15 protein-coding genes are annotated in these 11,273 nt (G+C 35.8%); 3 read left to right on the forward strand and 12 right to left on the reverse strand.

Annotated features, from left to right (window positions below):
- Positions 1 to 22: 22 nt before the first annotated feature.
- The 5 genes from AC4AGG_RS12920 to AC4AGG_RS12940 are packed head-to-tail and all read right to left on the reverse strand — an operon-like array spanning position 23 to position 4,333.
- Positions 23 to 628 (reverse strand): fumarylacetoacetate hydrolase family protein, encoded by a 606-nt coding sequence (locus AC4AGG_RS12920; protein ID WP_489772424.1) that lies wholly within the window; start codon positions 626 to 628, stop codon positions 23 to 25.
- A gap of 48 nt (positions 629 to 676) precedes the next feature.
- Complete coding sequence (gene hemL / locus AC4AGG_RS12925) at positions 677 to 1,960, reverse strand: glutamate-1-semialdehyde 2,1-aminomutase (RefSeq protein WP_489772425.1); 1,284 nt, start codon at positions 1,958 to 1,960, stop codon at positions 677 to 679.
- 46 nt (positions 1,961 to 2,006) lie between these two features.
- Positions 2,007 to 3,062: a glycoside hydrolase family 73 protein gene (locus AC4AGG_RS12930; RefSeq protein WP_489772426.1), complete on the reverse strand. Its 1,056-nt coding sequence runs from the start codon at positions 3,060 to 3,062 to the stop codon at positions 2,007 to 2,009.
- A 2-nt stretch (positions 3,063 to 3,064) separates the two neighbouring features.
- A complete protein-coding gene (locus AC4AGG_RS12935) occupies positions 3,065 to 3,976 on the reverse strand; it encodes a 1-aminocyclopropane-1-carboxylate deaminase/D-cysteine desulfhydrase (protein ID WP_489772427.1) in 912 nt (303 codons plus the stop codon).
- A gap of 24 nt (positions 3,977 to 4,000) precedes the next feature.
- Positions 4,001 to 4,333, reverse strand: a complete 333-nt coding sequence (locus tag AC4AGG_RS12940; RefSeq protein WP_489772428.1) for a hypothetical protein — start codon at positions 4,331 to 4,333, stop codon at positions 4,001 to 4,003.
- A gap of 40 nt (positions 4,334 to 4,373) precedes the next feature.
- Here AC4AGG_RS12940 and AC4AGG_RS12945 point away from each other — a divergent pair, with 40 nt between their 5' ends.
- The gene (locus AC4AGG_RS12945) at positions 4,374 to 4,547 is read left to right on the forward strand and encodes a C1orf53 family protein (protein WP_489772429.1); all 174 of its coding nucleotides are present in this window, start codon (positions 4,374 to 4,376) and stop codon (positions 4,545 to 4,547) included.
- 10 nt (positions 4,548 to 4,557) lie between these two features.
- Positions 4,558 to 5,082: a DUF4136 domain-containing protein gene (locus AC4AGG_RS12950; RefSeq protein ID WP_489772430.1), complete on the forward strand. Its 525-nt coding sequence runs from the start codon at positions 4,558 to 4,560 to the stop codon at positions 5,080 to 5,082.
- Positions 5,083 to 5,143: 61 nt separating this feature from the next.
- Here AC4AGG_RS12950 and AC4AGG_RS12955 read toward each other — a convergent pair whose 3' ends face one another.
- From AC4AGG_RS12955 to namA, 3 genes are read right to left on the reverse strand one after another with little or no spacing between them, the layout of a single operon-like run.
- Complete coding sequence (locus AC4AGG_RS12955) at positions 5,144 to 5,476, reverse strand: CCC motif membrane protein (RefSeq protein ID WP_489772431.1); 333 nt, start codon at positions 5,474 to 5,476, stop codon at positions 5,144 to 5,146.
- A gap of 20 nt (positions 5,477 to 5,496) precedes the next feature.
- Positions 5,497 to 5,790 carry a DUF2752 domain-containing protein gene (locus tag AC4AGG_RS12960; protein ID WP_489772432.1) on the reverse strand — a complete coding sequence of 98 codons (294 nt, stop codon included), beginning with the start codon at positions 5,788 to 5,790 and terminating at the stop codon, positions 5,497 to 5,499.
- 41 nt (positions 5,791 to 5,831) lie between these two features.
- Positions 5,832 to 6,878: an NADPH dehydrogenase NamA gene (namA, locus tag AC4AGG_RS12965; protein WP_489772433.1), complete on the reverse strand. Its 1,047-nt coding sequence runs from the start codon at positions 6,876 to 6,878 to the stop codon at positions 5,832 to 5,834.
- An 87-nt stretch (positions 6,879 to 6,965) separates the two neighbouring features.
- Between namA and cdd the strand changes: the two genes are divergently transcribed.
- Positions 6,966 to 7,445 carry a cytidine deaminase gene (cdd, locus tag AC4AGG_RS12970; protein WP_489772434.1) on the forward strand — a complete coding sequence of 160 codons (480 nt, stop codon included), beginning with the start codon at positions 6,966 to 6,968 and terminating at the stop codon, positions 7,443 to 7,445.
- 107 nt (positions 7,446 to 7,552) lie between these two features.
- Here cdd and AC4AGG_RS12975 read toward each other — a convergent pair whose 3' ends face one another.
- From AC4AGG_RS12975 to AC4AGG_RS12990, 4 genes are all read right to left on the reverse strand, one after another.
- Entirely contained in the window at positions 7,553 to 8,332 is a 780-nt protein-coding gene (locus AC4AGG_RS12975; protein ID WP_489772435.1) for a zinc ribbon domain-containing protein, read from the reverse strand.
- A gap of 5 nt (positions 8,333 to 8,337) precedes the next feature.
- Positions 8,338 to 9,435 carry a Nif3-like dinuclear metal center hexameric protein gene (locus AC4AGG_RS12980; protein ID WP_489772436.1) on the reverse strand — a complete coding sequence of 366 codons (1,098 nt, stop codon included), beginning with the start codon at positions 9,433 to 9,435 and terminating at the stop codon, positions 8,338 to 8,340.
- Between the two features lie 122 nt (positions 9,436 to 9,557).
- Positions 9,558 to 10,274: a T9SS type A sorting domain-containing protein gene (locus tag AC4AGG_RS12985; protein ID WP_489772437.1), complete on the reverse strand. Its 717-nt coding sequence runs from the start codon at positions 10,272 to 10,274 to the stop codon at positions 9,558 to 9,560.
- The gene (locus tag AC4AGG_RS12990; protein WP_489772438.1) at positions 10,225 to 11,136 is read right to left on the reverse strand and encodes an immunoglobulin domain-containing protein; all 912 of its coding nucleotides are present in this window, start codon (positions 11,134 to 11,136) and stop codon (positions 10,225 to 10,227) included. The genes AC4AGG_RS12985 and AC4AGG_RS12990 overlap by 50 nt, the downstream gene beginning before the upstream one ends.
- Between the last annotated feature and the right edge of the window lie 137 nt (positions 11,137 to 11,273).

Here is an 11,273-nt window from a genome sequence, read left to right on the forward strand (position 1 = left end):
ATATTTTTATACAAAATTCAACTTATTGTATCCTAACTGATAAAACTTCTGTTCCTTCCAAAAAACCTTTCAATTCATCATTTTCTTCAACTTTTCCAACCCCTTTTGGAGTTCCAGTAAAGATAAGGTCACCCGTTTTCAAAGTAAAATATTGAGAAACAAAAGCGATAATTTCATCAAAAGAAAACAACATATCCATGGTATTGCCCTCTTGCACAATGCTTTTATTCTTATCTAAATGAAAAGTCAAATTCTGTAAATCAAATTTCGATTTAGGGAAAAAATCACCAACAACAGCCGAACTATCGAAAGCTTTCGCAAGTTCCCAAGGAAGTCCTTTCGACTTAAGTTCGGATTGCAAATCTCTCGCAGTAAAATCAATTCCTAACCCAATTTCATCATAATGTGAAGATGCATTCTCTTTCTGTATATACTTTCCGTTTTTAGAAATCTTAAGTACAACTTCTAATTCGTAATGAACGTCGTTAGAAAATTCAGGGATGTAAAAATCACGACCTTTCAAAACCGCTGTGTCCGGCTTCATAAATATAACAGGATTCTCAGGAATTTCGTTCCCTAACTCTTTTGCGTGTTCACCGTAATTACGACCAATACAAAGAATTTTCATTCTATAATTTAATTTTTATTAAATACTAAATTCAATCCCAAAACACTCCTATCCAAACTGAAAATCTCTAATCGCTTGTAACGTTTTATCGACTTCGGAATCGCCAATAGCAGAAGAAATAAACCAAGTTTCATAACCACTTGGCGGAAGGTAAATTCCACTTTTCAACAACTGGTGAAAAAAGTTATTAAATAATGCATGATCAGCCGCTTTTGCTTCATCAAAATTAGAAACCGCATTAATGTGGAAAAACACAGACATCATACTTCCTTTTCTGTTGATCCTATGCGCAATTCCCTTTTCATTAAGAATTTTTCCAATTTCAAAATCTAAAGTTTCGGTTGTTTTATTTATTTTTTGAAAAAAGTTTTCATCTTTCTTGATCAATTGCAAAGTCGTAAGACCAGCTCTCATAGCAAGCGGATTTCCGCTTAGAGTACCTGCCTGATATACCGCACCGTTGGGCGCAAGATGACTCATAATTTCCTTAGTCCCAGCGAAAGCACCAACTGGCAAACCTCCTCCGATTACCTTTCCATACGTTACCAAGTCTGCTTTCACATTGTAAGCTTCCTGAGCTCCTCCAAAAGCCAAACGAAATCCCGTCATCACCTCATCAAAAATGAGAAGAGTTCCGTTCTCATCACAGATTTTTCTAAGTTTTTGCAGAAAATCATTTTCGGGTAAGACGCAGCCCATATTTCCAGCAACAGGCTCAATAATTATCGCTGCAATCTCTCCTTGATTATGTCGGAATAAGTCTTCAACTTGTTCGATATCATTATATCTTGCTAAAAGTGTATCCTTCGCCGTTCCTTGGGTAACTCCTGGAGAATTAGGATTACCAAAAGTCGCAGCACCACTTCCCGCCTTAATCAAAAAAGAATCTGAGTGACCATGATAACAACCTTCGAACTTGATAATTTTATCCCTCTTTGTATATCCTCTTGCCAAACGAATCGCACTCATACAAGCTTCAGTCCCAGAAGAAACCATTCTAATTTGGTCGATATTAGGAACTTGATCAACTATAAATTTTGCAATTTCGGTTTCTAATTCGGTTGGTGTACCATAAGAAAATCCATTTTCAGCTTGCTTTTTTATCGCCTCCAAAACTTCTGGATGCGTGTGTCCAAGTATGGCTGGTCCCCAAGAATTAATATAATCTACATATTGATGGTCATCAACGTCGGTAAGATAAGCTCCCTTCGCTGATTTCATAAAAACTGGAACTCCTCCAACTGACTTAAAGGCACGGACTGGAGAATTAACTCCACCTGGAATATACTGTTGCGCTTCGGAAAACAGCGCAGAACTCCTTTGATATTTCATATGAATAAAATAAAGTTAAAAAGACGCCATCATCAGCGTCTCTATATTAATTTCTTGGTTTATAATTTTGTAAGAAAATCGTATCTCCAACGCGTGGTTGCATCCCCTTTTCCATTCGGTTTTTGGAATATAATTTATCCAACTTTACTCCAAATTTTTGAGAAATATCATACATAGATTCACCGACACTTGCGCGATAGGTTGGGACGTTTCCGATTGATTTTTTGGGTTCCAAAAAGACAATCTCGTTCTTCTTAAGTACATCGCTTGCTGATTCGTTATACCTTTTCAAATGGTCTTCAGAAATCCCGAACTTCTGAGAAACCAAAGCTAATTCGATTTCTTGAGGAACGACAAAATATTTGATTCCACCGTTTGGATGATTTTTAACTAAAATCGTCTGAAGAACTTCTTCTTTTGTAAGTAATTTTTCAGTTTTAGTGACCCTTTCTGGGATTGGACGAACAGCTTTTGGTTTTTCGACTTTTGCTTCCACTTTTCTCGCCGAATTGTTGTTATCCATCTTTGCAAGAAACGCTTGGTCTCCACTTAAATCAGGATACATCTTCAAAATGGTGGCATACACATTTTTGGAGTCAATATTATCGAATTCGTACAACTTGTATTTTTCAATTTTAGCGATAAGAATGTATGCGTACTTAGGATTGGTCGCATATCCAGCTTTTTTAAGACCATGAGCCCAAGCTTTGTAGTCTTTGGGGTCCAATTTGAAAAGTCCAGCGTAAAATTTTCTAAATGCTAAAAACTTGGAGTGGTCTTCATAGCTTTGTTTCGGGTCGTCATAAACTCGAAAACACTCATTAGGAGCGTCATCAGTGTGTTTCATCGTCTTCCCTGTCCAATCTTCTTTACACTTAATCCCGAAATGATTTTTACCTTCCAAAGCAAGTCGGCTTTGTCCACCACCTGTTTCTAAAAGTCCTTGTGCAAGTGTGATTGAAGCCGGAATTTTGTATTTTTCCATTTCTTCTACCGCATATTGCGCAAAGTTCTGAATGTACTGGTCGTCATTGCTCCAAGCCTGAGCAAACAACTTTAAAGTACCAAAAATTGTAATAAAAACTAAAATTTGTTTTTTCATTTTCAAATCTTGAAATTGATTTCTTTCCTTTTTTTGTTTCTTAGAAATTGATTGGCTCCCGCTATACCTTGTAATCCACCTGTGTGAAAAGCCAATACTTTACTCCCTTTAGGAAAATAACCTCCCTCCATTAAGTCGAATATTTTCTTCATCATTTTCCCTGTATAAATTGGATCCAAAGGAATCCCAAACTTACGGTGAAACTCGTTAATAAATAAAATTTCTTCATCTGAAATTTTTCCATAACGCAGAGGACTTGCTTTGAGTAATTCAAAATTATTTCTTCCTGAAAATTTGAAAATTTTAGTTTCCAAATCGTCTTCACCAACGACATCAAAACCAATAACACGCTGGTTATCTTCACAAAATTTTGAAATCCCCGCAATAGTTCCTCCGGTCCCAACCGCACTGCAAAGATAATGAAATTGTTTGGTTTCTTCCGAAAGCATATGCTGAATCCCCTCAATCGCCAATTGATTGGTTCCACCTTCAGGAATAATAAGACCTTTGAGATAGAGCTTTTTAAGTTGAGCTGCGATGGAGTCCTTACCTCTGTACTCTTGTCTTGAGACAAATCGAAACTGCATTCCGTTTTCTTGAGATGATTTCAAGGTTGGATTTTCGTTGATTTTATACTCCAGCTCCTCTCCTCTTATCACTCCCAAAGTTGGAAGTCCCATCTCCTTTCCTAAGGCGGAAACTGCATAAATATGGTTAGAATATGCTCCGCCAAAAGTAATTAAAATAGGATCTTTAGGCGCTGAATTAAGGTAGGATCTGATATTATAAAATAATTTCCAATACTTGTTCCCAGAAATCTCGGAATGTACTAAATCTTCACGTTTCAAAAATAGCCTTACATCATGATGCAAGGTGATTTCTGTAATCGGAATCTTAATTTCTGGAATCTCCATAATGACAATTGAAATTAAAAAATTCTACTTACCTATGTATTTCCAAAAACTCCAGAGCTTTCGCTTCTTGAGGTAACCAAAGTCCTTCTCCATCGCATAAGCCTCTCTCTCAAAGGAAATATATCGATAAGCCATAAAACTATCTCCTAACCTTATATACCAATAAAAATACTCAATAACATACCAGATATAAAATAGAATAATCAATAATTCTACCTGTTGTCTAAGATGAATTTTCTCATGATTAATCAATACCTCATTATCACGAAACTCCTTCTTTCTTAATAAAATAAACGGATACAAGGTTATCCCGTTAATTTTTGTATTTTTGAGAATGGTTTGGCATACAATTATCATGAAAACAAAAGTACCATTTTTTTTATTTTTGATTTAACCAATGACGAAACAAAACATCAAAGAGAATGAGGACTATTATATCAACGAGCAAGGGTACCGCGTTTTCACAGAAAAATATCATCTCAAACGTGGATATTGTTGTAAAAGTGGTTGCAAACATTGTCCTTATGGATACGACAAAAAAACAGATCGTTTTGTAAAACCTAAAAAATAAATTTATTACGATGAAAAAATACGTTTTATTAGCTTTGACAGTAGCTACTTTGGGATTAACATCTTGTAGTCCTTTTCAAGTGCGAAGCGATTACGCAGAAAGTGTAAACTTCACTAACTATAAAACTTACAAACTAAGAATTGACGATCTTCAACTTAACGACATCGACAAAGACAGAGTCCTTAACGAAGTTTCGAAACAACTGAAAACGAGAGGTCTTAGTGTTGGAGAAAATCCGGATCTAATCGTTAATGTAAAGGCTAATCACAAAAAAGTTACAGATATTAATAGTGGTAGTCCATACGGAATGTATGGTTGGGGCGGTCCATTTGGATGGGGAGTTGGATATAGCCAAACTTGGAGTTCTAATTATAACGAAGGTGCTCTTATCGTAGATTTGATTGATGCCCGAACTCAGAAATTAGTTTGGCAAGGAATCGGTAGCGGAATCTCCGTAGACTCTCCAAAAGCAAAACAAAAACAAATTCCTCAGATTGTAGAAGAAATTATGGCAAACTATCCTCCTCAAAAATAAAGATGTTGGATGATGCTCGATAAAAAAATCCCGAAGAAATTTCTTCGGGATTTTTTATTATCTAACGACCTTGAAGTTCTTCAAGACGTTCTTGCAACAATTCTGGATCAGTTAAAGCTTCCATTCCAATTACAGAAAAAATCCATACAAAATAGAATATAGCTAAAACCGATAATACCAATCCGATGATATTAAGGATTTTTCCGATTTTGAGCGTTTCGTAATTGTCATACAACTCTGGATTAGCAGCATATAGCTTTTGATCTTTTCCAGCTAAAGCTAAACCAATTCCTCCTGTAATAATCCCAATAATTCCATAGCACCAGCAAAAAACGATTGATACGATTCCTAGTACCATGACCGCAGTTGCATTGGGTAGTTTTTGATGTTCCATAAATATGTTTTTTAATAGTTTTAATTTGATACTGGACAAAAATTTCTATAAAAGTAAGAAAATACAATAATAATCGCATTAATTATCGCCAAAAAAGTAATAAGCTTTCCGTAACTCCTTTTTTTATCAATAAAATGCAACCCGCAAGTAAAAACAAACAAAATAATAGTATAAATAGCTGGAAACAGATGAAACGCTCCTGCAAAGTCTCCATTAACAACCATCCAAAGCGCCCTTTGAGCACCGCAACCAAAGCATTCGATTCCAAAAAGCTTCTTATTAAGACATGGAAGCATAAAATCCTCTGCACTCATATTTTGTGTTTAACGTTTCAAAATTACAATATTATCTTTAATCATAATCTTGCTCTATCATACTGATGTGGAAAAAAGCAATCTTCCTTCGCCTTAAAGGCTCCATGAATAGGCAAATATGGATTTCTTAATAACTCTCTTGCTACAAAAATCAAATCTGCATCCCCATTTTTCAATATCTCTTCACCTTGCGCTACATCTGTGATTAGACCAACTGCGCCTGTTGACACTTCCGCTTCCTTTCTAATTCTTGAAGCAAATGGAACCTGATATCCATTAAAAACTGAAATTTTTGCTCCTTTAATATTTCCTCCACTGGAAACATCGATCAAATCAACATTTTTAGATTTCAAAATTTTAGATAATTCGATACTTTCCTCAATATCCCATCCATTTTCTGCATATTCTGTCGCCGAAATCCTCACAAATAAAGGATGTTGATCATCCAAAACCGAGTTAACCGCATCAACTACTTCCAACAAAAACCGAACTCGGTTTTCGAAACTTCCTCCATATTGGTCATTTCTCTCATTAGAAAGAGGAGAAAGAAATTGATGAAGAAGGTAACCGTGAGCTGCGTGAATTTCAATAACATCAAAACCAGCATCAATAGATCTCTTTGCTGCTGTTTGAAATTCCGAAATTAATTCTTTGATTTCTTCCACAGACAACTGGTGAGGAATTCTTTCATCATCTTTATAAGGAATCGCACTTGGAGCAATGGTTTCCCAACCTTGCTCTAAAGTAGTCTGAACTCCATTCCAAGTCGATACTTTTCGCCCAGCATGCGCTAATTGAATTCCAATCTTTGAGGCTGAATTTTTATGAACAAAATCTACAATCTTTGAAAGTTCTTCCGCCTGCTCATCATTCCAAATCCCGAGACATCTGTCGGTAATCCTTCCACGGGGTTCAATCGCAGTAGCTTCTAACACAATCAATCCTACTCCACCCTGTGCTCTGCTTCCATAGTGAACCAAATGAAAATCGTTAGCCAATCCATCTTCTGCAGAATACATACACATGGGCGACATCACCCACCGATTGGGTAATTCTAAGTTCCTGAATTTTATTTTGGAATAAAGCATTTGACAAAATTTTATTGAAGTGTAATGATAATAAAATCCTTCTGAATATTAAAAAAAATTGTACTTTTACTCTCCACTAATTTTGAAATGGAAAAACATATTAATATTCAATACACTTCTATCGCAGGATATCATGAATTGAGCGAAGTGGAGAAAAAATTGTTTGATGCAGCAAAGGAAATACGGGAAAAAGCCCATGCTCCTTATTCTAATTTTTTAGTTGGCTGCGCTATTTTGTTGGAAAACAATGAAATCATAACGGGCAACAATCAAGAAAACGCAGCTTATCCTTCGGGGTTATGTGCTGAAAGAACCGCAATCTTTTGGACCGCTGCCAATTTTCCAAATATCAAAATAAAAAAACTGTTTGTAATTGGAGCGCCCAAGCAAGCAATTTCTTCAGTGCCCATCCCTCCTTGCGGAGCTTGCCGCCAATCCATTTTGGAGTATGAAGCTCAACAAGAAGAGGAAATCGAAATATTTTTCGCTTCTCTCGATGGTGAAATATTGAAAACCAAATCTATCCGAGACCTTTTACCTTTCTCATTTGACCAATCTTTTTTGTAAGATTAAATGCTGAAAAAGTAAAAAGTCCACCAATTAAATCGAAAAATAACCCCAAAGAAAAAGCCACAGAAATTCTGTGGCTTTATATATTTTAAATGATTGATGGATTAAAACTTAATCACTTCTCTCATTTTTTCGTCCTCTTCGTTGACCAAATCATCATCAACCAAAATCTTTCCACTGTGCTCGTCGATGATAATCTTCTTTCTTTGAGAAATCTCCATCTGTTTCTGAGGTGGAATAGTGAAGAAAGAACCTTTTGGAGCCCCTCTCTCAAGTCCTACTACAGCAAGACCATTTCCGGAATTTTCACGAATTCTTTTATAAGATTTCAATAATCTTTCGTCGATATTTTGTGCAAATTCTTCAGATTTTTGAATAAGATATTCTTCTTCTTTTTGAGTTTCAGAAATCAGCCCTTCCAATTCTTCTTTTTTGAACTTCAAGTGAGTTTTCAAGTCATCAATTTTTGAAGTCAACTCGTCCAAAGTTTCATTTTTATGAGCAATTTTAGCATTATGCTCTCTGATTCTTTTCTCTGCCAATTGAATCTCCAAATCCTGAAATTCAATCTCTTTTGCCAACGCTTCGAATTCTTTATTATTACGAACTTTATCTTGTTGCGCTGTATACTTTTCCATCAAAACTTTGGCGTGGTTAATCAACTCATTTTTAGCTTTGATTTCCTCGTTTTGATCTTTAATCTCATTTTGAAACTTCTCTGCTCTTTTCTCAAGACCTTCAATTTCAATTTCCAAATCCTCTACTTCAATCGGAAGTTCTCCTCTTGTGTTACGGATTTCGTCCAATCGAGAATCTATAATTTGTAGATCATAAAGTGCTCTTAGCTTCTCTTCAACGGAGATTTCATTATTTTTTTTAGACATATTCTTTAGGTAAAATAATTTACAGGGTTGGTTTTTACTTCAGATTTCAAGACTGCAAATTTAGTAAATTTTTCCGATAATTCTTCAAAAATTTGTTGAACCACAAATTGTTCCGACTCAAAGTGACCGATGTCGCACAATAAAATTTTTCCCTCTGCTTGAAAAAAATCGTGATACTTCATATCTCCAGTTAGATAAGCATCACATTTTAGCGAAATTGCCGATGATATTCCACTTGCGCCACTTCCTCCAATGACCCCTATCCTTCTAATAGGTTTTCCAACAAATCCCGAGTGACGAATCACTGAAATATTGAACTTCTCTTTCAAAAATTGAAGAAAATCCATTTCAGACTTTGCTTCAGAAAAATCTCCATATTTCCCAAGCCCAGAAAATTGGTTGGAGTTATCTAATGCGTAAACCTGATAAGCCACCTCTTCATAAGGATGTGCAGATTTGACGGCGGAAAGAATTTGATGAGTTTTATAATCTTCGAAAATAACAGACAGCATCTTTTCATCTGCATCTTCGCGCTGATTTTGTTGCCCCGAAAATGGATTGGATCCCTCCAAAGGGCGAAATGTTCCATTTCCTGACACACTAAAACTGCACTCGTCATAGAAACCGATATTCCCCGCTCCCGCTTGAAAAAGTGCTTCTTTGACCTCTTCAACATGAGTTGTAGGAACATACACTGTTAGCTGCTTGAGGTTATTCTTTTTAGGCATTAAAATATGTGATTCTGCAATGCCTAACTCTTTCAAAATACGATCATTGACCCCGTAATAATCATTATCTAATGCTGTATGAAGTGCGTATATGGCAATTTGATTTTCAAGTGCTTTCAATACCGCTCTTTCCACATAATTTTTACCAGTAATCGATTTTAACCCAGAAAAAATGATAGGATGAAAACTAACAATTAAGTTAGCTCCCCTCTTGATAGCTTCATCTACAACAGATTCTAAAGTATCGTGACTAATCAAAATCCCATTGACTTGCATTTCCATACGTCCACACAAAAGTCCAACATTATCGAAATCTTCAGCTTGTCGAATGGCATATCTTTTTTCAATTTGAGCGATAACGTCTTTCAGTTTCATTTTTTAGGATTTTCGGCAAATTACTAAATTTTGATAATATCAAAATGATAAACTGATAAATATTACTTCAAAAAAAGAGCGACTTCTTACGAAGCCGCTCCAAAAAATATGATACTATAATCTTACTTCTTAATCACTTTGACAGATCTATTGCTTCCGTCTTTTAGTTTAAGAATTAGGATATACATTCCCTTTTGAAGGTGTCCTAATCTGATTTCTGCACTTGGCTGATCGATTGTTTTTAGGATTCTTCCAGACATGTCAGTCACAGAAATTGATTTGACTTCTCTAATATTAGAAATATTAACTGCATCCTCAAATGGATTAGGATAAACTTTGAATTCTAATTTATCAGAAACTACTTCACTGGTCGATAAAGCATTACAACTAGTATCAACTGTTGCAGTAACTGCAGTTCTTGTCGACTCACAAACTTTAGATACTTTCCAATCGTAGAAGAAATAATAAAGATCTAATCTTGGTGTATTGGTTGGAGCTGCTGTCACCGTAACTGTCTGTATCATCACTGTTGATCCAATATTATAAGGATATGGATAAGTTGAACCAGGCGCATTAGCAGCTGGATCAAACGCCAAACCAGTTACACCTGTCAAAGCTCCTAATCTCATTTTGTAGTTAGTTCCAGCAGGAATTGCAAAATTAAGATCAAGTACATTAGGTACCAAAGCTGATGTTGTTCCTCCCACTACATTGAAAGTTCCTGTTTTAACAACAGTACCTGCAGAGTTAATTACATCAATAACAATTGTTCCAGAAGCGCCAGTTGAACTAATTAGGATAAACGGTAACCTTATTGATTTTAATATCAGAATAAGCATCAAATACAAGTCCTGCATTTGAACTACCAGCACCAGAAGTTGGAGTCGGAGTTGGTGCATCTTTTCCACCAGTAATACTTTCTACATTAGAAGCCGAAACATAATAATTAGTTGTAGAAGTCAACGCTGGTGTTGTAAAGGTACTTCCTGTACCCACCAAATTACCTGCAGTCATTGCATCGTACCAATTGATAACCACTCCTGGATCAGCGGTTGCCGCTAAATCTGCCATTCCGTTAAGACAAGCGGTATCACCTGTAGCTGACAAAACAGAAGGAGCTGTACATTTTGTTATAAAACTAACTGGTACCGCTGTCCATTCACTTGCACTAGAAGTACCACAGCGAGATCTCATCCAAAGATAATAAAGGGTCGTTGTATTAAGACCTGAAATCGTTGTACTAGTTCCTGTTACTCCAGTAACATTTGCTGTAGTGGCTGAATTAGGGCTAATATTTAAAGTTGAATAATAAAATTCATAACTTGATGGATTAGAAATCGAAGCTGTCCAAGAAACTTGAACGGAATTACTTCCAATCATATTAACCGCTAAATTTTGAGGTATAACACAAGCTGGATTCTGTTCAACAATAATATCATCGATATATATATTTCTACCTACTGCTCCAAGACCATGTCTGAAAGCAACTACTGGATTACTTCCACTTGGGATATACACCGTGTATTCTACATAACCGTTAGTCAATGTAATTGGTGAACCAATAATGGAAAAAATTGCTTGGTTAGAAACATCTGATAAAGTTCCTACTTCAAGTTGGAAACCTGCTGATGAACCTTTTGCGCTGAATTTAATTCTATAATTACCTGTAGAAAAATTGGATGTAATAGGCGTTGCCAACATCACTATGACGGAACCCTTAATGGAGTTGAAGGTACGTACACTTTACTAGTAACCACAACTAACGTTTTAGGGACTTCTGACCTTAGTACGATAAAGGATAATGTTAATATCTATCCGAATCCTTTTGCTGATTATAT

Source organism: Chryseobacterium sp. CG10_8 (genome assembly GCF_058117085.1).

Excerpts from the sequence above, each read along its gene's own strand:
- AC4AGG_RS12920 (WP_489772424.1), bottom strand. The coding sequence starts at position 628 with ATGAAAATTCTTTGTATTGGTCGTAATTACGGTGAACACGCAAAAGAG.
- hemL (WP_489772425.1), bottom strand. The coding sequence starts at position 1,960 with ATGAAATATCAAAGGAGTTCTGCGCTGTTTTCCGAAGCGCAACAGTAT.
- AC4AGG_RS12930 (WP_489772426.1), bottom strand. The coding sequence starts at position 3,062 with ATGAAAAAACAAATTTTAGTTTTTATTACAATTTTTGGTACTTTAAAG.
- AC4AGG_RS12935 (WP_489772427.1), bottom strand. The coding sequence starts at position 3,976 with ATGGAGATTCCAGAAATTAAGATTCCGATTACAGAAATCACCTTGCAT.
- AC4AGG_RS12940 (WP_489772428.1), bottom strand. The coding sequence starts at position 4,333 with ATGATAATTGTATGCCAAACCATTCTCAAAAATACAAAAATTAACGGG.
- AC4AGG_RS12945 (WP_489772429.1), top strand. The coding sequence starts at position 4,374 with ATGACGAAACAAAACATCAAAGAGAATGAGGACTATTATATCAACGAG.
- AC4AGG_RS12950 (WP_489772430.1), top strand. The coding sequence starts at position 4,558 with ATGAAAAAATACGTTTTATTAGCTTTGACAGTAGCTACTTTGGGATTA.
- AC4AGG_RS12955 (WP_489772431.1), bottom strand. The coding sequence starts at position 5,476 with ATGGAACATCAAAAACTACCCAATGCAACTGCGGTCATGGTACTAGGA.
- AC4AGG_RS12960 (WP_489772432.1), bottom strand. The coding sequence starts at position 5,790 with ATGAGTGCAGAGGATTTTATGCTTCCATGTCTTAATAAGAAGCTTTTT.
- namA (WP_489772433.1), bottom strand. The coding sequence starts at position 6,878 with ATGCTTTATTCCAAAATAAAATTCAGGAACTTAGAATTACCCAATCGG.
- cdd (WP_489772434.1), top strand. The coding sequence starts at position 6,966 with ATGGAAAAACATATTAATATTCAATACACTTCTATCGCAGGATATCAT.
- AC4AGG_RS12975 (WP_489772435.1), bottom strand. The coding sequence starts at position 8,332 with ATGTCTAAAAAAAATAATGAAATCTCCGTTGAAGAGAAGCTAAGAGCA.
- AC4AGG_RS12980 (WP_489772436.1), bottom strand. The coding sequence starts at position 9,435 with ATGAAACTGAAAGACGTTATCGCTCAAATTGAAAAAAGATATGCCATT.
- AC4AGG_RS12985 (WP_489772437.1), bottom strand. The coding sequence starts at position 10,274 with ATGCTTATTCTGATATTAAAATCAATAAGGTTACCGTTTATCCTAATT.
- AC4AGG_RS12990 (WP_489772438.1), bottom strand. The coding sequence starts at position 11,136 with ATGTTGGCAACGCCTATTACATCCAATTTTTCTACAGGTAATTATAGA.